The organism is Roseateles sp. L2-2 (assembly GCF_050613215.1).
GTDB lineage: Bacteria > Pseudomonadota > Gammaproteobacteria > Burkholderiales > Burkholderiaceae_C > Roseateles > Roseateles noduli.
Genome location: NZ_CP192509.1, coordinates 2,376,732 through 2,397,080 on the forward strand (window position 1 = coordinate 2,376,732; position 20,349 = coordinate 2,397,080).

General features: G+C 69.3%; 21 protein-coding genes and 1 tRNA gene. 11 read left to right on the top strand and 11 right to left on the bottom strand.

Annotation, left to right across the window (positions count from 1 at the left end; translation table 11 throughout):
* Positions 1 to 63: 63 nt before the first annotated feature.
* The gene (locus ACQZ13_RS10595; protein WP_088403694.1) at positions 64 to 447 is read left to right on the top strand and encodes a hypothetical protein; all 384 of its coding nucleotides are present in this window, start codon (positions 64 to 66) and stop codon (positions 445 to 447) included.
* Between the two features lie 119 nt (positions 448 to 566).
* Here ACQZ13_RS10595 and ACQZ13_RS10600 read toward each other — a convergent pair whose 3' ends face one another.
* The 3 genes from ACQZ13_RS10600 to radC form a co-directional block, all read right to left on the bottom strand.
* On the bottom strand, positions 567 to 1,271 hold the full coding sequence (locus ACQZ13_RS10600; RefSeq protein WP_431051685.1) for a hypothetical protein: 705 nt from the start codon (positions 1,269 to 1,271) through the stop codon (positions 567 to 569).
* 195 nt (positions 1,272 to 1,466) lie between these two features.
* The gene (locus tag ACQZ13_RS10605; RefSeq protein WP_431051687.1) at positions 1,467 to 2,105 is read right to left on the bottom strand and encodes a Smr/MutS family protein; all 639 of its coding nucleotides are present in this window, start codon (positions 2,103 to 2,105) and stop codon (positions 1,467 to 1,469) included.
* Positions 2,102 to 2,824, bottom strand: coding sequence for a RadC family protein (gene radC, locus ACQZ13_RS10610; protein WP_431051689.1), 723 nt, complete (start codon positions 2,822 to 2,824; stop codon positions 2,102 to 2,104). The genes ACQZ13_RS10605 and radC overlap by 4 nt, the downstream gene beginning before the upstream one ends.
* A 73-nt stretch (positions 2,825 to 2,897) precedes the next feature.
* Here radC and ACQZ13_RS10615 point away from each other — a divergent pair, with 73 nt between their 5' ends.
* The 4 genes from ACQZ13_RS10615 (at position 2,898) to ACQZ13_RS10630 (ending at position 6,002) form a co-directional block, all read left to right on the top strand.
* Entirely contained in the window at positions 2,898 to 3,344 is a 447-nt protein-coding gene (locus ACQZ13_RS10615; RefSeq protein ID WP_067275053.1) for an FKBP-type peptidyl-prolyl cis-trans isomerase, read from the top strand.
* Positions 3,344 to 4,324 carry a 4-hydroxy-3-methylbut-2-enyl diphosphate reductase gene (ispH, locus tag ACQZ13_RS10620; protein WP_088403698.1) on the top strand — a complete coding sequence of 327 codons (981 nt, stop codon included), beginning with the start codon at positions 3,344 to 3,346 and terminating at the stop codon, positions 4,322 to 4,324. The genes ACQZ13_RS10615 and ispH overlap by 1 nt, the downstream gene beginning before the upstream one ends.
* Before the next feature lie 143 nt (positions 4,325 to 4,467).
* Entirely contained in the window at positions 4,468 to 5,763 is a 1,296-nt protein-coding gene (serS, locus tag ACQZ13_RS10625) for a serine--tRNA ligase (protein WP_431051692.1), read from the top strand.
* 151 nt (positions 5,764 to 5,914) lie between these two features.
* Positions 5,915 to 6,002 (top strand) — tRNA-Ser (locus ACQZ13_RS10630).
* Between the two features lie 157 nt (positions 6,003 to 6,159).
* Here the strand turns inward: ACQZ13_RS10630 and ACQZ13_RS10635 are convergent.
* On the bottom strand, positions 6,160 to 6,573 hold the full coding sequence (locus tag ACQZ13_RS10635; protein ID WP_431051694.1) for a response regulator: 414 nt from the start codon (positions 6,571 to 6,573) through the stop codon (positions 6,160 to 6,162).
* A gap of 264 nt (positions 6,574 to 6,837) precedes the next feature.
* Here ACQZ13_RS10635 and ACQZ13_RS10640 point away from each other — a divergent pair, with 264 nt between their 5' ends.
* Positions 6,838 to 7,611: a substrate-binding periplasmic protein gene (locus ACQZ13_RS10640; protein ID WP_431051696.1), complete on the top strand. Its 774-nt coding sequence runs from the start codon at positions 6,838 to 6,840 to the stop codon at positions 7,609 to 7,611.
* A 48-nt stretch (positions 7,612 to 7,659) separates the two neighbouring features.
* Here ACQZ13_RS10640 and ACQZ13_RS10645 read toward each other — a convergent pair whose 3' ends face one another.
* Complete coding sequence (locus ACQZ13_RS10645) at positions 7,660 to 8,472, bottom strand: AraC family transcriptional regulator (RefSeq protein ID WP_431051698.1); 813 nt, start codon at positions 8,470 to 8,472, stop codon at positions 7,660 to 7,662.
* A 93-nt stretch (positions 8,473 to 8,565) separates the two neighbouring features.
* Here ACQZ13_RS10645 and ACQZ13_RS10650 point away from each other — a divergent pair, with 93 nt between their 5' ends.
* From ACQZ13_RS10650 to ACQZ13_RS10665, 4 genes are all read left to right on the top strand, one after another.
* Positions 8,566 to 8,817, top strand: a complete 252-nt coding sequence (locus ACQZ13_RS10650) for a hypothetical protein (RefSeq protein ID WP_431051700.1) — start codon at positions 8,566 to 8,568, stop codon at positions 8,815 to 8,817.
* A gap of 94 nt (positions 8,818 to 8,911) precedes the next feature.
* Positions 8,912 to 10,309 (top strand): FAD-containing oxidoreductase, encoded by a 1,398-nt coding sequence (locus ACQZ13_RS10655; protein WP_431051702.1) that lies wholly within the window; start codon positions 8,912 to 8,914, stop codon positions 10,307 to 10,309.
* 92 nt (positions 10,310 to 10,401) lie between these two features.
* On the top strand, positions 10,402 to 11,235 hold the full coding sequence (locus ACQZ13_RS10660; protein ID WP_431051704.1) for a glycosyltransferase: 834 nt from the start codon (positions 10,402 to 10,404) through the stop codon (positions 11,233 to 11,235).
* 163 nt (positions 11,236 to 11,398) lie between these two features.
* Positions 11,399 to 11,836 (top strand): hypothetical protein, encoded by a 438-nt coding sequence (locus ACQZ13_RS10665; RefSeq protein WP_431051706.1) that lies wholly within the window; start codon positions 11,399 to 11,401, stop codon positions 11,834 to 11,836.
* 111 nt (positions 11,837 to 11,947) lie between these two features.
* Here ACQZ13_RS10665 and ACQZ13_RS10670 read toward each other — a convergent pair whose 3' ends face one another.
* The 4 genes from ACQZ13_RS10670 to ACQZ13_RS10685 all read right to left on the bottom strand — a co-directional run bounded on the left by ACQZ13_RS10670 (position 11,948) and on the right by ACQZ13_RS10685 (position 17,383).
* On the bottom strand, positions 11,948 to 12,871 hold the full coding sequence (locus ACQZ13_RS10670; RefSeq protein ID WP_431051708.1) for a DMT family transporter: 924 nt from the start codon (positions 12,869 to 12,871) through the stop codon (positions 11,948 to 11,950).
* Between the two features lie 40 nt (positions 12,872 to 12,911).
* Entirely contained in the window at positions 12,912 to 14,489 is a 1,578-nt protein-coding gene (locus tag ACQZ13_RS10675) for an efflux transporter outer membrane subunit (protein WP_431051710.1), read from the bottom strand.
* Between the two features lie 75 nt (positions 14,490 to 14,564).
* Positions 14,565 to 16,208: a DHA2 family efflux MFS transporter permease subunit gene (locus tag ACQZ13_RS10680; protein ID WP_431051712.1), complete on the bottom strand. Its 1,644-nt coding sequence runs from the start codon at positions 16,206 to 16,208 to the stop codon at positions 14,565 to 14,567.
* Positions 16,205 to 17,383: an HlyD family secretion protein gene (locus ACQZ13_RS10685; protein WP_431051714.1), complete on the bottom strand. Its 1,179-nt coding sequence runs from the start codon at positions 17,381 to 17,383 to the stop codon at positions 16,205 to 16,207. Before ACQZ13_RS10685 ends, ACQZ13_RS10680 begins: the two co-directional genes overlap by 4 nt.
* Positions 17,384 to 17,577: 194 nt before the next feature.
* Here ACQZ13_RS10685 and ACQZ13_RS10690 point away from each other — a divergent pair, with 194 nt between their 5' ends.
* On the top strand, positions 17,578 to 18,093 hold the full coding sequence (locus ACQZ13_RS10690) for a winged helix-turn-helix transcriptional regulator (RefSeq protein WP_431051716.1): 516 nt from the start codon (positions 17,578 to 17,580) through the stop codon (positions 18,091 to 18,093).
* Positions 18,094 to 18,140: 47 nt separating this feature from the next.
* Here ACQZ13_RS10690 and ACQZ13_RS10695 read toward each other — a convergent pair whose 3' ends face one another.
* Both ACQZ13_RS10695 and ACQZ13_RS10700 read right to left on the bottom strand, forming a co-directional pair.
* The gene (locus tag ACQZ13_RS10695; protein WP_431051718.1) at positions 18,141 to 19,586 is read right to left on the bottom strand and encodes an MFS transporter; all 1,446 of its coding nucleotides are present in this window, start codon (positions 19,584 to 19,586) and stop codon (positions 18,141 to 18,143) included.
* Entirely contained in the window at positions 19,583 to 20,317 is a 735-nt protein-coding gene (locus ACQZ13_RS10700) for a MerR family transcriptional regulator (protein ID WP_431051720.1), read from the bottom strand. The genes ACQZ13_RS10695 and ACQZ13_RS10700 overlap by 4 nt, the downstream gene beginning before the upstream one ends.
* Between the last annotated feature and the right edge of the window lie 32 nt (positions 20,318 to 20,349).

A 20,349-nucleotide genomic window follows, 5' to 3' on the forward strand; every position in this document is an offset into this window, starting at 1 on the left:
GCCCCTCCAGGCGGGGGAGTCGATGAACACGGGCGCGCGCCTTCGTCTACCGTCCGAACCATCATGTACACGCTGCTCCACGACGATGAGGTCGGCATCGACGCCAATCCCGACCTGATGCATGTCCGGATCGACGACGGCCGACTCTGGCTGTCCGACGACGCCCGGGAAGACATCGAGGTCTGCGCCGGTTACTGTCCGGACACCGACAGCCCCATCCAGATGCTGAACTTCCTGCGCGCGGCCTGCGTGCGGCTGCAGCATGTGGACATGGACGGCGAGGAGGCGGAACACGCCTTCATGTCGTTCTGCGTGCTGAAGGGCCTGGAACATGCGATCGAGACCCACTGGCAGGGCGCCGACACGGTCGGCGAGTTCCGCCCGGAACGTCTGCTGATGGCGTTCACGACGCCGGTCTCGCCGTACGGCAGCCTGATGCTGCATTGAGGACCGACTGAAGAGGGATCTCCGATCCCTCCGAAGAACGAAACGCCGGACGCGAATGCGTGCCGGCGTTTTTCATTGCGGCCCCGGATCGCCCGTGAGGGCGATCCGGGGCATCGGGGTCAGTCCATGCGGAACGCGAAGTCCTGCTGGAAGCGGTGCTCGCCGGGGCAGACGTAGCGCGACTTCAGCGTGCCTTCGATCGCGTTGGAGAACGCGCGCCGCGTGCGGGCGTCCATGGCTCCGCTGAGCGCCTGGAGCTGCACCGCGACGACGCGGCCTCCCTGCACCTCGGCCACGGCGCGGAACAGCGCTTCGCCGGTCCAGTTCACCGCGGGCATCTCCGGCGCCGCCATCTGCGTGCAGACCGCGCCGGGGGCCTTGATGGCCGTGTCGGGGACAGTCCTGGTGGGGGCCACTTCTGGCTTCGTGCCCCCGTCCGTCACCTCGAAGGGGGTGGTGGTCCGTCCGTCGGTGATCCCCACGGCGACGATGACCGGCTCCTTCGTCGGGGTGATTTCCACGGGAGGAATCGGCACCTCGACCAGGCGCGGGGTCTGGACCGCCGGCTCGGGGATGCGCAAGGGCTCGACGGGCTTGGGCTTGTTCTCGGGCTCGACGATCGTCTTCATCTTGATGAGCGGCGGCGCCTCGGCGGCGTGGCGCTGGAAGCCCTTCACGAGGGCGCCCACCATCAGCAGGTGGACGAGGCCGACCAGGATGAGCCCGGTGGTGCGGGCGTTGGGGGCGTGCATCCGGCCGCGGATGCGGGCGGCCGTGGCCAGGGCCGGAGACGCCGGAAAGGTCGGCGACGTGGACATCGACATGCGTGTTCCCTCCCCATCGAAACGATGGCTGCGTGGTTGTGGAGACTCAATTTGTTGAGAACGGTTCTCGACTACGCCGGCATGTCCGCAGACTAGCCACGCGGGCACGGCGATGCAATCGCGTGTTCCGGAAAACAACGCGGAGCGGGGGAGGGGAAAGCCCGTGTGGGCGAGGGGGCGGGAGAGCGGCGACGCTCAGCTGTTGAGCAGGACCATCAGCGCGCCGCTGCCGCCATCGCTGGCGCGGGCCTGGACGAAGGCCAGGACTTCCTGCTTCTGGACGAGCCAGCGGCGCACGCGGGCCTTCAGCACCGGCTCGCGGCCGGGGGAGCCGTTGCCCTTGCCGTGGACCACGCGCACGCAACGCAGGCCGCGCTTGGCGCTGTCGTGGATGAAGGTGCCCAGCGCCTCGCGGGCCTGATCGCGGCGCAGGCCGTGCAGGTCGATCTGCGCTTGAAGCGCCCAGTGGCCGCGTCTGAGCTTGCGCACCGACTCCGCCGAGACCTCCGGTCTGCGGTAGGACAGCGTCTCGTCCGTCTCCAGCAGCGAGTCGACGTCGAAATCGTCCGACAGCGCCTGCTTCCAGGCCATCTGCTCGTCGAGCTCGCGCTGGCGCGGCTCCGGCTCGGGTCTGCCGAGGGTGAGGATCACCCGGTTGGTCTCCGGCAGCGGCACGACCTTGCCGACGGTGCGCTCGAAGATGCGGGCTTCCTCGTCGCGCAGGCGCGCAAGCGCGGCCTCGCGCTCGCGGCGCTCTTCCTCCACGCGTTGGCGGAGCTTCAGTTCTCGGTGCAGCGTCTGCAGGTCTTGCAGGCTGCGCAGTCGGTCGGTCACAGCAGGCCCAGGTCGGTCATCGAAGCAGGCTGACCCGCGCCGACGATGAAATGGTCCAGGACCTTCACGTCGATGAGCGCCAGCGACTCGATCATCGCGCGGGTCAGCTGGACGTCCTGCGGCGACGGATCGGTACGCCCCGATGGGTGGTTGTGAACCAGGATCACCGCGGCGGCATCCAGGGTCAGCGCGCGTTTCACCACCTCCCGGGGGTACGCAATGGTATGGGAAAGGGTGCCGTGGAACAGCGTCTCGAGGGCGATCAGCCGATGCTGGGTGTCCAGGAACATCACCGCGAAGCATTCGGCGCGCTTGTCGTCGTACTCCAGGCGGAGGTAGTCGCGGACGGCTTCGGCGGATTCGAAAACCGGCCCGTTGGCGAGCGCTTCGCGAAAGGCTCGCCGGGCAATTTCCAGTATCGCCAACAGCGTCGCGCGCTTGGCGGGCCCCAATCCTTTGGCCCCGGCGAGCGAGGCGGCCGGGGCGCGCAGCAGGCCACGAAAACCGCCGCAGCTATCGAGCACGTCGCGCGACAGGGTCAGGACCGGCCGCCCTGGAAGTCCGGTGCGCAGAAGGATCGCCAGCAACTCCGCATCTGAGAGGGCGGACGCGCCCCGGGCCAGCAGCTTCTCACGCGGACGGACCTCGGGCGGCAGCTCGGCGATGACCGACGGAGCGGACGGCCGGGGCGGGGCGTTCGGGTCGGGGATAACGGTCATGTCGGGACTCGGAGGAAGGAGGGTGGCGCTACAGCCTAAAATCACGGCTCGATTCCCAAAATCCCCCTGACTAGTGACCCTCGTTCAACCAGGATCCTTCCTGACCCTGCATTACCGGCTGAGCGGGCCGGACGGCCAGGATCTGATCAACACTTTCGCCGACAAGCTGCCGGCCACGCTGACGCTGGGCGCCGGCGAGCTGGCGCCTGCGATCGAGGCGCGCCTGGTCGGCCTGGCCGAGGGCACGCACACCCGCGTCGAACTGGCGCCGGGCGAGGCCTTCGGCGAGCGCAACCCCGAGCTGCTGCAGCGCGTGAAGCGCGCGCTGATGCGCCAGCTGGGCGATCCGGACGAGGAGTACCACGTCGGCGACGTTGTGCAGTTCCCGACGCCGGACGGCCAGGGCCAGTACGCCGGCGTGGTGCGCGAGCTGGGGGAGGACTGGTTGCTGTTCGACTTCAATCACCCGTTGGCGGGACAGCCCGTCAGCTTCGAGGTGCAGCTGATCGGGGTGCTGTGATGACGGCGATGGACGTGAACATGAAGGACATCGTGCTGGCCGAGCCGCGCGGTTTCTGCGCCGGCGTGGACCGGGCGATCGAGATCGTCGAGCGCGCGCTGAAGAAGTTCGGCGCGCCGATCTACGTGCGGCACGAGATCGTGCACAACACCTACGTGGTCAACGACCTCAAGGCCAAGGGCGCGATCTTCATCGAGGACCTGGCCGACGTGCCGGCCGGCGCGACGCTGGTGTTCTCGGCCCACGGCGTGAGCCAGGCGGTGCGCAAGGAAGCGCAGGAGCGCGGCTTCCAGATCTTCGACGCGACCTGCCCGCTGGTGACCAAGGTCCACGTGGAAGTGGCCAAGCTGCACCGCGAAGGCTACGAATTCATCATGATCGGCCATAAGGGGCACCCCGAGGTCGAAGGCACGATGGGCCAGCTCAGCGACGGGATCTACCTCGTCGAGGAGGCCTCGGACGTGCCGCACGTGCGGGTCAAGGACCCGAGCCGACTGGCCGTGGTCACGCAGACCACGCTGAGCGTCGACGACGCGGCCGAGATCCTGCGCGCGGTGAAGAAGCACTTCCCCGAAGTCCGGGAGCCGAAGAAGCAGGACATCTGCTACGCCACGCAGAACCGGCAGGATGCCGTGAAGGTGATGGCGCCGCAGGTCGACGTGGTGGTGGTGGTCGGCAGCCCGACCAGCTCCAACAGCAACCGACTTCGCGAGCTGGCCGAACGCCTGGGCACGCCGGCCTACATGGTCGACGCGGCTGAGGACGTACAGGCCGAATGGCTGGACGGTCGCTCGAAGGTGGGCCTCACGGCGGGGGCCTCGGCGCCGGACGTGCTGGTGCAAGCCGTGATCTCGCGCCTGCGCGAGCTGGGCGCGACCACCGTGCGTACGCTGCCGGGCGTCGAGGAGCATGTGCGCTTCCCGCTGCCGATGGGGCTGGGCGACAAGTCGATGGCCGAGGTCACCAGCGGGCGATCTTGATCGTCGCGGCGACCCTCTTCGGAGGGGCGCCGCCCAGTTCGGGATGAGCTCCTCGTCGAGCCCCCGCTGACCGACACTCCCCATGCATCGCCGACGCCCCCCTTCCGAGGGCCGCCGTCGGCGCAGAACACGAAAGACACACCATGCTGGACATCACCCTGCTGCGCAAGGATCTGGACGCCGTCATCGAGCGTCTCCAACAGCGCAAGAATCCCCAACCCTTCCTGGACGTCGAGCGCTTCAAGGCGCTGGAGACCGACCGCAAGCAGGTGCAGATCCGCACCGAGGAGCTGCAGGCCAAGCGCAACCAGCTGTCCAAGCAGGTCGGCATGCTGAAGGGCAAGGGTGAAGACGCCAGCGCGGTGATGGCCGAGGTCGCCGGCATCGCCGACGAGCTGAAGGCCGGCGCCGAGAAGCTGGACCTGATCCAGGTCGAACTCAACACGATGCTGATGAGCGTCCCCAACCTGCCCGACACCAGCGTGCCGGCCGGTGCGGACGAGACCGGCAACGTCGAGGTGCGCCGCTGGGGCCAGCCGCGCGAGTTCGACTTCGCGGTCAAGGACCACGTCGACCTCGGCGCGCCGCTGGGCCTGGACTTTGAACTCGGCGCCAAGCTGTCGGGCTCGCGCTTCGCCTTCCTGAAGGGCCCGGTCGCGCGCCTGCACCGCGCGCTCGCGCAGTTCATGCTCGACATGCAGACGCAGGAGCACGGCTACACCGAGTGCTACACGCCCTACATCGTCAACCGCGAGATCCTTGAAGGCACCGGCCAGCTGCCCAAGTTCAAGGAAGACATGTTCTGGGTGCTGCGCGGCGGCGACGACGAGCAGAACGAGCAGTACCTGATCTCGACCTCGGAGATCTCGCTGACCAACTCGGTCCGCGAGAGCGTCCTGACGGTCGACGAGCTGCCGGTGAAGCTGACGGCGCACAGCCCGTGCTTCCGCTCGGAAGCGGGCTCGGCCGGTCGCGACACGCGCGGCATGATCCGCCAGCACCAGTTCGACAAGGTCGAGATGGTCCGCATCGAGCAGCCCGAGCACAGCATGGCCGCGCTCGAAGAGATGACCGCCCACGCCGAAGCCGTGCTGCAGAAGCTCGGCCTGCCGTACCGCACGGTGCTGCTGTGCGCGGGCGACATGGGCTTCGGCTCGGTCAAGACCTACGACCTGGAAGTCTGGCTGCCGGCGCAGAACACCTACCGCGAGATCAGCTCGTGCTCGAACATGGGCGCCTTCCAGGCGCGTCGCATGCAGGCGCGTTTCAAGACCGCGCAAGGCAAGAACGAGCTGGTGCACACGCTGAACGGTTCGGGCCTGGCGGTGGGACGCACGCTGGTCGCGGTGCTGGAGAACTACCAGCAGGCCGACGGCAGCATCACGGTGCCGGAAGCGCTGCGTCCGTACCTGGGCGGCAAGGACGTGCTGAAGGCCTGAGCGGACCAGCGGGGAGAGGGGCCGAGCCGACTGCTCGAAACCTCTCTGACGCGTCTTTCGCACAAACTCACGCGAGTTCTTGCCAAGGCGTCAAAAACCTCGCTATACTCTTAGGCTTAGTCGCTAACAACCACAGCGATCACCGAATTCCGGAGAGGTGGCAGAGTGGTTGAATGTACCTGACTCGAAATCAGGCGGACGGAAACGTCTCGGGGGTTCGAATCCCCCCCTCTCCTCCAAAATAGCTTGCTCGATCAAGCACTTAGAAAACCCGCCCAGAGCGGGTTTTCTTCTTTTCGAACCGCTTGGCTGCACACTCGGCTGCAGTTTCCGAAACTCGCTGCCGTAACTCTCGCCAGGATCCGCAGCCGGCACCGTCAAGCGGCCGGGAAGTCCTCAGCGCATATGCAGCGAGGTCAAGCTCATCGGCTGGCTGGCCGCCAGCCGCGGCGCTTCCGCCAGCACGTTCAGGTCGGTGAGGAACTGTTCGAACTCACGGCCCTTGTCGTAGAACGCGTTGGCGCCGTTGCGCACGCACAGCGGGCCGTAGACCTCGGCATCGCGGTTGCTCAGGACCAGGATGGTCCCGCCGTAGCCGGCCAGGCGCAGCTTGCGCAGCACCTCCAGCCCGGACCCGGAGGCCAGCGCGAGGTCCAGCACCACGACGTGGGGCCGCGTCAGCCCGACGGTGCACAGGGCCTCCGCTTCGGTGGCGGCAAGGCCGACCACCGACAGGAAGGGCTGTTCCTTCAGGGCCGCCAGCAGATGCTTGCGGACCAGCGGGGAGTCTTCGACGAGAACGACTTTCATGTATCAATTTTGCGCTTTTGAAACTGACAAAACCATGTGGGTAACCGAGCGGTTGCGGTACCTCGTGACTTTCTCTGGACGCCGCCGGCCACCGACCCCCATCCGAGGGGAGTCCCTGAAGGACGTGCCTCGCCCGCCTTGTGGCTCCCCGGAGCCAGGCGCACACTGGATCGAATGCCCACCGCGATGGCTCTCGACGAGGCAATGACTCCATCCGGCTCCTCCGGTCCCTCCGACCTTCGAGGGCCCAGGCGCCGCGCCGTCGTGGGTGGTCTGGCCCTCGCCTGGGGGACGGCTTCATGGGGAAGCGCCGCGTGGGCGGGCGGCCGGCCGCGCGTCCTGCGCGCGCTGGTGGAATCCTGGCCGCCGTACCTTGAGCCCGGCGCCGACGGCAGCGTGCGCGGACTCGATGCGGAACTGCTCCAGGCCATCTGCAAGCAGGCGGGGTATGAACTCCGCTGGGTCCGCGGAACGCCGCAATGGCGCAAGCGGCGCTACCGCGAGCTGCTGAACGACCAGTTCGACGTGATCTTCTCGGCGACACCGGTCCCGGGCCGCGACGCCGCGGTCATGTACAGCCGGACCTATCGCAACGAGGCCTTCATGGTCGCCGCGACGGATCCTCGCGATCCGCGGCTCGTCGGGCTCCAGGGGTTCGACCAGGTGCTGCAGCGGCGCATCCCCCTGCTGCACGTCGATGCGCTCGGACTGGGAGATGACTTCGAGGCCTGGCGCGAACGCCTCGCCGACGCGGGCCTGCTGTTGCCGTACCAGACCACGCGCCAGGGCGTGGACATGCTGCGGCTCGGCCGGGCGGCGTTGATCCTCGGCGACGACCTGGATGTCCATGCGCAGGCGCGCGTCTCCGGCGTGCGGCTGCTGCGGCAGCCCTTCGGACACAGCGTGCAGCCGGTGTGCCTGATGCTGAGCCGGCGACGGCTCGACGAGCGCGATCTCGCTCGCATCGATCTGGCCATCCAGGTGCTGGAACAGCGCGGCACCCTGGCCGCGATCCGGCGACGCCACGGCTCGACCTGATCGGACCCGGACCCGGCGCCGACGTCAGCGTCGACCTTAGCCTCAGCCTCAGCCTTCAGGCGGGGTGGCGCCGTACTTCCCCGGCGTCACGCCGAAGGTCCGCTTGAACAGCGCGATGAAGGCGCTGATGTTGTCGTAGCCAAGTTCCAGAGCGATCGTCGTCACCGGCTTTCCAGCGGCGAGCAGCTCCAGCCCGCGCAACAGCCGCACGCGCTGTCGCCATTCGGTGAAGCTGAAGCCGGTTTCCTCGGCGAAGCGCCGCGTCAGCGTGCGCGGCGCGATGCCCGCCCAGACGGCCCATTCATCGAGCCGCCGTTCGTCGTCGGGTCGCGCCGACAACGCGCGCGCGATCTTGAGCAAGCGCTCGTCCGAAGGCATCGGCAGGCCGAGCGCCACCGGAGGCGCCGCTGCGATCTCATCGAGGATCACGCCCGCCAGACGCGTCTGCGCCGCGTCGAGCGCGGTGGCGGTCTCCGGCCACATCGCCGCCCGCGCGACCGCTTCGCGCAGCAGGCCGGACACGGCCACGATCCGCGGTTCCGTCGGCAGCGCTTCGCTACCCGCAGGGCTGACGTAGACGCTCCAGCCGGCGAAGGGTCCATGCGAGCGCAGCCCGTGCGGGACGTCCGGCGGAATCCACAGCGCATGCGTCGCGGGCACGACCCAGCGGCCATCGCTCACGTCGACCGTGAGCAGACCCTGGATGGCGCCCAGCATCTGTCCGCTCGCATGCCGATGGCGACGGGTCGAGCGGCCGTCGGCGGAGCTCTGCTGGACCGCGCGCAACAGCAGCGACTCCGCGTGGGCGGCTGACTCGAAGGTCTTCGAAGTGCGGGATACGGCAGCTCGTCGTGGCGTCATCGGACTATCTTATGTCTTCAATGCCGTACTCAGGCCAGCCGTCGCTCCCTACGATTCATCCATCCCATCCACCATCACCACCAGGAGCAAACGATGAAAGCCCAAGACCTCTTGCCCGACGGGCAGAACCAGATCGAACGCAACGGCACCGTGATCCGCAAGGGCACCGTCGGCGCGTTCCTCGTCAACGCGAAGGCGTGGGGCGATCCGGCTGTCGAGGCCGACCGCCGCGCCGACGCCGAACGCGACATCGTGGAGGCGCTGCCGGCGCTGCGCGAGCTCGGCCTGTTCGACGTCCTCGAGGTCCGGGACGACCGGCTGCGCGCGCTGCTCGACGCGCACTGACGCGCACTGACGCGCACTGACGCCCGGGCACGCACATTGACCTGTCGCCCGACAGTGGCAGACTCCGCGACGATCCCTCTCCAGGAGCGTCGCCGTGAGTGAACCCATCGAGTCCTCGGACTCTTTCGATGCCATCGTCATCGGAGCCGGCCAGGCCGGCCCCGCGCTGGCCGAGCGCATGTCGCAGGCCGGCTGGCGCGTCGCCGTCATCGAGCGCTCGCGCGTCGGCGGCACCTGCGTCAACACCGGCTGCATCCCGACCAAGGCGATGGTCGCCAGCGCCCATGCCGCCTGGGTCGTCCGCGAGGCCGCGCGCTGGGGCGTGCGGGTGCCGGCGCAGGTCGGCGTCGACCTGCCCGCCGTCATCGCGCGCAAGGAACGCATCTCGGGCCAGTCCCGGCAGAACGTCGAGAAGTGGCTGCGCGGCATGGACAAGGTCGAGCTGATCATGGGCCACGCGCGTTTCGAAGACGCCCACACGGTCAGCGTCGACGGACGCCGCCTGCGCGCGGACCGCTTCTTCATCAACGTCGGCGGCCGCCCCGCGCAACCCGGCGTCGAGGGCCTGGACACCGTGCCCTGGCTCAGCAACGCGTCGATCATGAAGCTCGATGAACTGCCGCGGCACCTCGTCGTCGTGGGCGGCAGCTACATCGGGCTGGAGTTCGCGCAGATGTTCCGGCGCTTCGGCTCCGAGGTGACCGTCGTGCAGCGCGGCCCGCGGCTGGTGCCGCGCGAGGACGCCGATGTCTCCGAGGCCCTGCGCGGGATCCTCGAACGCGAAGGCCTGACCATCCGCACCGGCGCCGAATGCGTGAAGCTCGCGCCGGCGGAGGAGGGCGTCGCCGTGCAGGTGAACTGCCAGACCGGCGAGCCCGAGGTCCGCGGCAGCCACGTGCTGATCGCCACCGGCCGCAAGCCCAACACCGACGACCTGGGCCTGGACCGCGCCGGCGTGCGCGTGGACGAGCGCGGCAACATCGTCGTCGACGACCAGTTGCGCAGCAGCGTGCCGCACATCTGGGCGCTCGGCGATTGCAACGGCCGCGGCGCGTTCACGCATACGTCGTGGAACGATTTCGAGGTCACCGCGGCCAACCTCTTCGACGGCGCCGATCGCGGTGTCGGCGACCGCGTCGTGACCTACGCGCTGTACACCGATCCGCCGCTCGCGCGCATCGGCCTCGGCGAGCAGGAGGTGCGCGCCAGCGGCCGTCCCGCGTTGATCGGCACGCGGCCGATGACGCGCGTGGGTCGTGCCGTCGAGAAGGGCGAGACGGAAGGCTTCATCAAGATCCTCGTCGACGCGGAGTCGAAGGCGATCCTCGGCGCGATGGTGCTGGGCGTCGACGGCGACGAGGCGGTGCAATCGCTGCTCGACGTCATCGCATCGAAGCGGCCGTACACCGACGTCACCGCCGGCGGCGTGCGCATCCACCCGACGGTGAGCGAACTTCTCCCGACGGTGCTGCAGTCGCTGAAGCCTCTGTAGCCTCAGATGTTCAGGCAGAGCCCGGCAGCGCCCGGCGGGTATGAGCCTTGCCATGCGTAGTCACCGCATGGTGCGGTTTCAAGAGGCTCGCGATGGACCGCCCTGCACAACGACGCCCCGGCGCGACGCCGACGCTCTCTGCCGTCACGACAGGGAATCCCGTGCCCTCGCTGCACATCGTCGAGATCGTCGGCGCGGTGTCGTCGGACGAAGCGCCGGATGAGGCGTGCCCGCTCGCCACTGCAGCCGATCGACTCGGCGCGACGCGCCTGGTGGAGCGTCTCGTGGAGCGGCATGGCAAGGGCGGCAACGTCCGCTTCACCGTTGTCTGCCCTGCAGACGGACCGTACGCGGAACGCTTGCGGGATCTCGGCGCCGACACCGTCATCGTCGCGATGCCCGACGACCCGCCGTGGCACGCGATCCAGGTGCTCATCGGGCTCATCCGCAACAAGCAGGCGGCGGTGCTGCACGCGCACCTGCCGAACGCCCATCGCCTCGCCGGTCTGGCCGGCGGCATCACGCGCACGCCCGTGCTGGCCACCGTGCAGGGCGCTCAGATGGACATGCCGGATCTCGAAGTCCATCGCCTGATCGCGAGCCAGCTCAGCGTCGTCACGGAGGCGAGCTATTTCCATGCGCTGGGGCTGGGTCTTTCGCCCGATCGCATCACCCTCGACTCCTTCGACCCGGAGGCCGACGACGAGTCGACGGCGCAGAGCCTCGATGCCATCGGACAACGGCTTCGACTGCTCGCTACGCCGGCGGAGTCGCGCGGCGCCGCGCAGGCGCGTTCGCTCGCTCAACCGCTGGCGCAGGACATCATCGTGCCGCCGGCCAATGCGTCGACACCGCCGGTCGCGATCCTCGCCGTGCTCGATGAACTCGAACCTTCGCCTGCGCGGGCCTCGGGATTCAAGTCCTGATCGGCCATTGCTCGAACCATCGCGCGAGAACCGCGCAGGCATCGGGATTGCCAGTCTTTCCTTGCAAGGGTGCCGCGACGGTTCGCGATGCGATAGGACGCAGTGCGAACCGAGCAGGAACCCCCGGCAAGACCTTCCATCCACAGCTTCCAGGAGATCCACCATGAACCCCCGTTCCAAGATCACCACCGTGGCAATGGCGATTGCGCTGGCTTCCGGCGTCGGCTTCCTTCACGCCCAGAGTGGCGGCCAGGGCGGCAGCTCCGGCTCCGTGGGCGCGCGCGATCAGACCAACGATCCGCTGTCCAACAACAACGACCAGGGCAAGGCGCCGCCTGCGACGCCGGCCGCCAACCCGAGCACCGGTCAGCCCGCGACCACGAACGACTGGCAGAACAGCCAGCCGTCCACCGGTAGCGAGAACAACGGCAACAACATGTCGACCGATCAGCGCCAGGACCCCAACGTCCGCACGCAGACCGATCCGATGCCGATGAGCGCGCCTGCTGCCGGCACCTCGTCGACGGATACGTCGACGATGAGCAACGACAGCACCAGCACCACCGACACGACGCTTCCGGCGCGCGCCGACCGCAACTGATTTCGCTGTCATCACCGAAGGCGGCCCGCGTGGCCGCCTTTTTCGTGCGCGCTCCCGTACGTGCGACGGCAGCGCGATTGCCGCGTTCCGATGTGGACGCGTTCAGCGCGTTCAGCGCGTCCTGCGCGCCAGCCAGACTCCGATCGCGACCAGCGCCATGCCGGCCATCGCGAGGCCGGTCAGCGTCTCGCCGAACAGCGCCCACGCGATCAGCGCGGTCGTCGGCGGCGTCAGGTAGAAGAGGCTGGCGACGTTGACCGCGCTGCCGCGGCGGATCAGCACGTTCAGCAGACTGACCGCGCCGAGCGACAACACCAACACCAGCCACGCCAGCGCGAAGACGAACTGGCCGGTCCACTGCACCTGCATGGTCTCGGTCATGGCGGCAATCGCGGCGGTGACGAGCAGGCTCGGCACGAACTGGATGATCGATCCGGTGCGCAAGTCGAAGGACGGACAGAACTTCTTCTGGTAGAGCGTGCCGGCGGTTATGCCGATCAGCGCGATGACGGCGGGCAGCAGCATCGTGATCAGCGCGCCGCCGGGGACTGCCGCGATCTTCTGCGCGACGACCAGTCCGACGCCGAGGAAGCCGACGCCCAGACCCAGCCACTGCATGGTCGCGATGCGTTCGCCGAGGAAGGCGCGCGCGCCGAGCGCCGTGACCAGCGGCTGCAGGCCGACGACCAGCGCGGTGATGCCGGCCGGCAGACCATGTGAAATGGCGGTGAACACGCCGCCCAGATAGACGCCGTGCACCAGCAGCCCCGTCACCGCGATGTGCCCGCACGCGGCCATCGAGCGCGGCCAGGGCGCGCGCAGCACCAGCACGACGGGCAGCATCAGCGCGATGACCGCGGCGTAGCGCCACGCGAGGAAGGTCAAGGGCTCCGCGTCCGGCAGCCCGAACTTCGCGCCGATGAAGCCGGTGCTCCAGACGGCGACGAAGAGCAGGGGCAGCAGGCCGCCTGCGCCGTGCGCGGGCGGGGCGGGAGGCTTGGGCGACGGTGACGGCGAGGCGGGCGACAGGCTCATGGAGCCCGATGCTAACGAGGCCCTAGTTTTGGTCGGGCGCCTATCGCGCTTGGCCCCCGGCTGCGGTGGGCGACAGCAGGGCGGTCGTGGGCGAGGGCGGAACGGGTTGGAGCGTCGGTGACTGCTGCGCCGGCGCATCCCATCCTCCACCGAAGGCCCGGAAGGCCGACACCGCCGCCCGCGCATGGTTCGCGTCCAGCTGCGCGAGCTGGTCGCGCGCGGCGAGCAGCAGCCGGTCCTCCTGCAGCACCTCGATCAGGCTGGCCGCGCCGCCCTTGTAGGCGTCCTCGGCGGCGTCGCGCGCGACCTGATGCGCGCGGACTTCCTGCACGAGGTCGCCGCGTTGCAGCTCCAGCTCGGAGAGCGACACGATCGCGTTCTCGACGTCCTCGGTGGCGCGCAGCATGCGCTGGCGCACCTGCGCGAGCGCCTCCGCGCGCGCGCCTCGCGCCTGGGCGACTTCCGCGTCGACGCGACCGAAGTCGAACAACCGCCAGTGCAATCCGAGCAGCGCCTGCGGCTGGAACGCATCCGAGCTGAACAGCCCGCCGTGCAGGCTCGAGGCGCCGAGCACGCCACCCAGCGTCAGGCGCGGGTAGTACTCGGCCGTTGCGATGCCGATGTGCGCCTGGCTCGCGTCGAGCTGGCGCTCGGCGGCGATGACGTCGGGACGACGGCGCATCAGCGTGGCGGGCGTCAGATCGCCGGGCAAGGAAGGCACGCGATACGTGGAAGTCTGCGACGACTGCGACGACTGCAACGACTGCGAAGGCGCGACCAGCTTCGCCGCATAGGTGCCGGCCTGCTCGCCCATCAGCACGTCAAGGCGATGCTGCTGCTGCGCAAGCTCAGTCCGCAGCGGCGGCAGCGTACCGCGCGCCTGGAGCTGCAGCGCCTGCGCTTCGGCGACTTCGCGCTGCGCGGCCAGACCGCCCTTGAAGCGATCCTGGATCAGTTGCAGCAATTGCGACTGCGTGCGCAGGTGGGCCTCGGCGACCTCGATGCGCGCCTGGGCGCCGCGCACGCGGAAGTAGGCGTCGGCCGCTTCGGCGGCGACGGTCACGCGCGTACCCAGTCGAGCGGCCTCGGCGGCCTGCCATTCGGCGACAGCCGCGGCTTCGCCCTGGCGAAGGCCGCCGGCGAGGTCGGCTTCCCAGCTCGCGCCCACGCCCAGCGTCTGCAGCGTCTGGTTGCGGTCATAGCCGGGGAAACCGCGCGCCAGCGAGCCTTCGGGGCTCTTCAGCGACTGACGCTGGGTCAGCAGCTGTCCTTGCACCGCGCCTTGCGGCAGACGCAGAGCGCCTGCGCCTTGTGCCGCGGCGCGAGCTTGCTCGACACGCGCCAGTGCGACCGCGAGGTCCAGGTTCTGATCGAGCGCGCGCTGCACGATGGCGGTCAACGCGGGATCGTTGAAGTCCTGCCACCAGGTGCCCAGCGTGGCCGGCGCGACGCCGTCCTGGTGCTGCGCGATCAGGGACTGGCCGGCGAAGCGCTCATCGAGCGCGCGGGGGCGTTCGCCCGACGAGGGCACCTGGGCGCAGGCGACGAGGACGGCCGCCAGCGCGAGAGGGGCGAGCCGCATCAGCGGGCGGAAGGAAGCGGACGGCAGGAGCGACATGGCGGGTCTCCCAGGAGGTCGAGGGAATCGGGGCGTTCGGGACGAACGAGGACGAAGGGTGGGCATCGATCGCGATCAATGCGCATCGGCGGAGGGCGCGGCCGGCGGCGCGATCTTGCGCAGCATCGGCACGAACACCAGCGCGACGACGAAGCAGCCCATCACGATCAGGAAGGCGTCGGCGAAGGTCATCGTCAGCGCCTCGCGGTAGGTCAGCGACCAGAGTTGCCGCAACGCGGCGGTGGCGGCGTCACTCGACGGCATCGACGCCGACAGCGACGATCCCACCGACGCCAGCAGCTGGTTCATGGACTCGTTGCTGGTGTTGAGGTGTTCGGCCAGGCGCTGGAAGTGCAGGTTGGTGCGGTCGTTGAGGATGGTGGCGCAGGCCGCGATGCCGATGGCGCCGCCGAGGTTGCGCATCAGGTTGAACAGCCCCGAGGCCAGCTTCAGCCGCGCCGGCGGCAGCGCGCCGAGCGCCAGCGTCACCACCGGCGGCACGCAGAGCTGCTGTCCCATGCCGCGCAGCGCCTGCGGCAGCAGCAGCTGGGCCGAGCCCCAGTCATGCGTGATCGGTGCGAACTCCCACATCGAGATCGCGAAGAGCGAGAGCCCGGCGAAGAGGATCCAGCGCAGGTCGAAGCGGCCGGCGAGGAAGGCGTACAGCGGGATCGACAGCACCTGGAACACGCCGGTGGAGAACACGGCCAGGCCGATGTCGAGCGCGCTGTAGCCGCGCACGCGGCCGAGGAACAGCGGCGTCAGGTAGATGGTGGCGAAGATGCCGATGCCGGTGATGAACGAGAACAGGCTGCCCAGCGCGAAATTGCGTTCCTTGAGCGCGCGCAGGTCGACGATGGGATGCGCATGGGTGAGGCTGCGGGCGATGAAGGCGATGCCCGTCACGCCGGCGATCCAGGCGGTGGCGACGATGGTGGAGTCGCTGAACCAGTTCCAGCGCGGACCTTCCTCCAGCGTGTATTCCAGGCAGCCGAGGAACACGGCGAGCAGCAACATCGACAGGTAGTCGGCGCCCTTGAGCAGCGACAGGTTGGGCTTGTCGACGCGGACCATCATCGGCACGACGATGGTGACGAGGAGCCCCGGCAGCAGGTTGATGTAGAAGAGCCACTGCCAGGACAGCACGTCGGTGATGTAGCCGCCGACGACGGGGCCGAGCGTCGGCGCCAGCGAGGCGATCGCGCCGATGGTGGAGGCGGCGATCACGCGCTGCTTGCCGCTGAAGTACATGAACGCGGTGGTGAAGACCATCGGGATCATGGAGCCGCCCATGAAGCCCTGCAGCGCGCGGAAGGCGATCATGCTCTGGATGTTCCAGGCCAGGCCGCACAGCAGGCTGGTCAGCGTGAAGCCCAGCGCCGAGACCGCGAACAGCCAGCGCGTGGACATCACGCTCGCGAGCCAGCCCGAGAGCGGGATCACGATGATCTCGGCGATCAGGTAGCTGGTCTGCACCCAGGTGGTGTCGTCGGCGCCGGCGGAGAGTCCGCCGCCGATGTCGCGCAGCGAGGCCGAGACGATCTGGATGTCCAGCAGCGCGATGAACATGCCGACGCACATGGTCGCGAAGGCCAGCACCTTGTCGCGCGTCGTCAGCTGGTCGATGGGGATGACGATGTCGGACCAGAAGGGCGGCCGCTTGCGCGGCGGTGAGGACGGCGGCGCCCCGCCGTCCGCCGGGGCGAGGGCGGCGCTCATTGCACGCTCGCCGTCTTGGTGGCGTCCTTGGCGGCGTCCTTGGTGACGGCACCGGCATGGTTGGTGTCGACTTCGACGATGACGGACAGGCCAGGACGCAGGCGGCCGAGGCGATCGTCGGCGGGATCGAGCTGGATGCGCACCGGCACGCGCTGGACGATCTTGGTGAAGTTGCCGGTGGCGTTCTCGGCGGGCAGCACGCTGAACTGCGAACCGGTCGCCGGCGCCAGGCTGCCCAGCGTGCCGTGCAGCACGACGCCGGGCCAGGCGTCGGCGCGGATGTTCACCGGCTGGCCGGTCGTCATGCGGGCGAGCTGGTCTTCCTTGAAGTTCGCGTCGACCCACAGGCCCTGCGCCGGGACCACCGACAGCAGCGGCGTGCCCACGCCGACGTAGGTGCCGAGCCGCGCCTTGCGGTTGCCGATGTAGCCGTCGCGCGGCGCACGCAGCTCGGTGTAGCCGAGGTTGAGCTGGGCGATGTCGCGCTCCGCGCGCGCCTGGTCGAGGGCGGCTTGCGCCTGGCGCTTCTGCGTCGCGATCACGTCGAGCTGGCGCTCGGCGGCCTGCTGCTCGGCGCGGGCGCGGGCGGATCCGGCCTGCGCGGTCTTGAAGGTGGCCTCGGCGCGCTGGCTGCTTTCCACCGACACGGCCGCGCGGCCGACGAGGTCCTTGTAGCGCGCGAAGTCGTCGCGGGCGCGTTGCTCTTCGGCGGCGGCGGCGTCGATGCCGGCGCGGGCCTTCGCGATCACGGCCTGCTGCAGCGCGGCGGCGGCGCCCAGGTTGGCGATGGCGGCGTCCTGCGCCTCGACCGCGGCGACGGCGCGCTGCAGCGCGGCCTGGTAGTCGCGGCTGTCGATGCGGGCGAGCAGGTCGCCGGCGTGCACGAACTGGTTGTCGGCGACCGGCAGCTCGGTGATGTAGCCGGTGACCTTCGCGCCGATGACGGTCACGTCGCCGCCGACGTAGGCGTCGTCGGTCTCCTCATGGAAGCGGCCGACCGTCCACCAGTGGGCGCCGTAGGCGGCGACGCCCAGCACGACAGCGGTCAGCACGGCCCACTTCAACGTGGCGCGGCCGAGGGCGCGGCGGGGCGTCGAGGTCGACGGCGCGGTCGTGGGACCAGTGGGCGCGGCGGCATCGGTGGCGGCGGGGGCGGAAGGCGTTGAAGCGGTCATGGAAGGACTCCGGCATCGAGGACCCGCCGGTTGGCGAGCGATGGGGCGGACTATAGGAATGTCACTTTCATCATGGAAGTCACTGCGCGTGGAATGCACCGTTCCTGATTCGTCAACTAACTTCCATGATGAAAGTCAGTGAGAATCGCCGGACGGCCCGGATCCCGGCGCCGATCCCGACAAGGAGACCCCCGATGCGCCGCACGAGCTTCGAAGACATGGCCTGTCCGCTGGCGAGGGCGACGGACATGCTGGGCGACAGCTGGAGCGTGCTGATCCTGCGCGAGGTGTTCTACGGGCACCACCGCTTCGACGAGTTCGTGACGGAGCTGGGCATCGCGTCCAACACGCTGACGCGCCGGCTGGCGGAACTGGTGGAGCGGGAGCTGCTGGAGAAGCGGCTCTACAGCGACAAGCCGCCGCGGTATGAGTACGTGCTGACGCCCAAGGGCCGCGACCTGCGGCCGGTGATGCTGGCGCTGCTGACCTGGGGCAACAAGCACGCGCCGCTGAAGAACAGGCCGGTGCGTCTGATCGACACGGAGACCGGCGAGCCGGTGGAGCTCAAGCTCATCGACGCCCGCACCGGCAAGGCGATCGGGCCGCAGCACAAGGTGGAGCGCCGTTCGGGGCAGCCGAAGAAGGTGGAGCTGTTCGACTTCGACGGCGCGATGCCGGCCCCTTCCGTGGCTGCGGGCGCGGCCGACTAGGGGCTGACAAGATCAGACCGGGCTTTCCAGGTCTGCCTGTGGCATGTTCAGTCGATGCGGCGCATCGGCAGCGCGATCGCGCCGATCGTGGCGACGGCCATCATCGTGAGACCGCAGGCCGCGAACATCACCGGCGACGGCACGATGCGCAGCAGGTAGCCCGCGAGCGCCGACGACAGCGGTGCGAGGCCCATGATGAGGAACAACAGCACGGACATCGCGCGGCCGAGCATGCGCGGCGGCACGCGCCGCTGGATCCAGCTCATCACGGCGACCTGGACGAAGCCCGCCATGGCGCCGATCGGCGCCAACAGCGCGACGGCTTCCCAGCTGTGCGAGACCTGTCCGAGCGCGATGAAGACGAGGCCGGCCAGCCCGTCGATGGCGAGCACCGTCGTGCCGAGCGACCCCAGCGCGGCGATCCGTCCACCTGCGAAACGGCCTGCGAGCAGCAGGCCGACGAGGATGCCGGCGCCGTGACCTGCGGTGAGGACGCCCAACGTCGTCGCGTCGCCGTGGAGCTGCCGTTCGGCGAGCACCGGCAGCGCGACCTGCAGCGGACCGCCGACCAGCAGTCCGATGGCGGTCACGTACAGGCAGAGGGCGCGCAGGAGCGGATCGCTCCACAGCGCGCGCAGGCCTTCGGCGATGGAGGCTGCGATCGACTGTTTGTCGGCTGCGGCTTTGGCATCGGCAACGGTGCTGCTGCTGCTGCTGCTGCTGCTGCTGGTGCTGCTGGTGCTGGTGCTGGTGCTGGTGCTCGCGTCGGCGATGTTCCTGCGGGACGCCGCAGGTGCCGCGTTGATCGGCTTCAGCGGCAGCAAGGTGAGCGCGGCCACCACGAAGCTGAAGGCGTCCAGCCCGAAGGCCCAGGCGAGGCCTGTGGCCTCCCGCAGTCCGGCGGCGCCGGGGACGGGGGCGGCCTGCGTCCCGGTGCCGGCGATGAGCGCGGCGCCGAGCAACGGGCCGAGCAGCATCGTGACCTGCCGCATCGACATCAGCAGCGCGTTGGCGGGCTGGATCAGCGCCTTCGGCACGGTGCTCGGGACGAGCGCGCTCGCGGCGGGATGGGAGAACGCGGTCGTGATGCCGATGGCGACGGCGAAGACGTGGATGATCGAGAGCGTCACATGGCCGCTGGCGACGAGCGCGGCGAGCCCCGCCAGAAGCACCGCGCTGGCGTGACGCGTGACCAGCAGCACGCGACGGGGCGCGTGGCGGTCGACGGTCGCGCCGCCGACCAGCATCAGCAGCGCGCGCGGCACGCCCATCGCGGCGAGGACGGTGCCCAGCGCCAGCGGATCGCCGGTGAGGCGCAGCACGAGCCACGGCAGCGCCAGCAGCGTGAACTGGTCGCCGAGCATCGAGACCAGGCCGCCGCCGGCGAGCCATCGGACGTTGCTGTCGGCGAAGAGACGCGGCGCGGGCTGAGGCTCGGTCGCCGTCGCCGTCGCTTCCGCGCTTGCGGGATCCGAGGTGATGGCGGCGCTCATGCTTCGCCCCCGTCCGCGGCCTTCGCTGCGGCGACCGCGTCGTCGATGAACTGGGCCAGCGCGGGATCGATGCCGCTCATCTGCTGGAAGCTCGCATCGGTGCCCAGCATCTGGCGTCCCTTGCGACGGAGCTCTTCGTCCACAGGGACCAGGCGCTCCATGGCGATCCATCGCCGCGCCAGGGCGAGCAGGACGTCGGGGTCGGCCGGCTTCGCCTCCTTGGCGGCCCGGAACGCCGCGAGGAGCGCCGGGATCTCCGTCTTCAGCCGCGAGATCGTCTCGGGCGGGATCGCGTCCTGCAGCGCCCGCAGCCGGGTCATGTCGTCGTCGGAGTAGTGGCGCTCCAGGATCTGCTGCGCGGTGATGAGTTGGAGCAGGTCCTCGGTGCTTTCGGCACCGTCGACCGCGCGCCGCTCGACCCGCCGCAACATGGCGAGCAGGCGCTGCTGTTCCGAGATCCCCGCTTCCACGGCGGCGATCTGGCGCGCCAGCAGCTCCCGCAACGGCGCGGCCGCACCGGGCGCGAGCAGCGGGCTGATGTCCTTCAGCGCCAGACCCATCTGGCGATAGGCCAGGATGCGATGCAGGGTCCGGATGTCGGCGTCGCTGTACAGCCGATAGCCGCTGTCGGTGCGGGTCGAGGGCACGAGCAGTCCGAGCTGCTCGTAGTGGTGGAGCGTGCGGACGGTGAGTCCGCTGCGCTTGGCGAGATCGCCGACGGTGTAGTCCATGGGGCGTGTCCGCGCCGATCGTTGCATCGGCG

Bases quoted from the DNA above. Each gene is read 5' to 3' on its own strand.
- ACQZ13_RS10680 (WP_431051712.1), bottom strand. From the start codon at position 16,208: ATGAGCGCCGCCCTCGCCCCGGCGGACGGCGGGGCGCCGCCGTCCTCA.
- ACQZ13_RS10700 (WP_431051720.1), bottom strand. From the start codon at position 20,317: ATGGACTACACCGTCGGCGATCTCGCCAAGCGCAGCGGACTCACCGTC.
- ACQZ13_RS10690 (WP_431051716.1), top strand. From the start codon at position 17,578: ATGCGCCGCACGAGCTTCGAAGACATGGCCTGTCCGCTGGCGAGGGCG.
- ACQZ13_RS10635 (WP_431051694.1), bottom strand. From the start codon at position 6,573: ATGAAAGTCGTTCTCGTCGAAGACTCCCCGCTGGTCCGCAAGCATCTG.
- ACQZ13_RS10645 (WP_431051698.1), bottom strand. From the start codon at position 8,472: ATGACGCCACGACGAGCTGCCGTATCCCGCACTTCGAAGACCTTCGAG.
- serS (WP_431051692.1), top strand. From the start codon at position 4,468: ATGCTGGACATCACCCTGCTGCGCAAGGATCTGGACGCCGTCATCGAG.
- ACQZ13_RS10595 (WP_088403694.1), top strand. From the start codon at position 64: ATGTACACGCTGCTCCACGACGATGAGGTCGGCATCGACGCCAATCCC.
- ispH (WP_088403698.1), top strand. From the start codon at position 3,344: ATGACGGCGATGGACGTGAACATGAAGGACATCGTGCTGGCCGAGCCG.
- ACQZ13_RS10685 (WP_431051714.1), bottom strand. From the start codon at position 17,383: ATGACCGCTTCAACGCCTTCCGCCCCCGCCGCCACCGATGCCGCCGCG.
- ACQZ13_RS10660 (WP_431051704.1), top strand. From the start codon at position 10,402: ATGGACCGCCCTGCACAACGACGCCCCGGCGCGACGCCGACGCTCTCT.
- radC (WP_431051689.1), bottom strand. From the start codon at position 2,824: ATGACCGTTATCCCCGACCCGAACGCCCCGCCCCGGCCGTCCGCTCCG.
- ACQZ13_RS10600 (WP_431051685.1), bottom strand. From the start codon at position 1,271: ATGTCGATGTCCACGTCGCCGACCTTTCCGGCGTCTCCGGCCCTGGCC.
- ACQZ13_RS10670 (WP_431051708.1), bottom strand. From the start codon at position 12,871: ATGAGCCTGTCGCCCGCCTCGCCGTCACCGTCGCCCAAGCCTCCCGCC.
- ACQZ13_RS10695 (WP_431051718.1), bottom strand. From the start codon at position 19,586: ATGAGCGCCGCCATCACCTCGGATCCCGCAAGCGCGGAAGCGACGGCG.
- ACQZ13_RS10650 (WP_431051700.1), top strand. From the start codon at position 8,566: ATGAAAGCCCAAGACCTCTTGCCCGACGGGCAGAACCAGATCGAACGC.
- ACQZ13_RS10675 (WP_431051710.1), bottom strand. From the start codon at position 14,489: ATGTCGCTCCTGCCGTCCGCTTCCTTCCGCCCGCTGATGCGGCTCGCC.
- ACQZ13_RS10665 (WP_431051706.1), top strand. From the start codon at position 11,399: ATGAACCCCCGTTCCAAGATCACCACCGTGGCAATGGCGATTGCGCTG.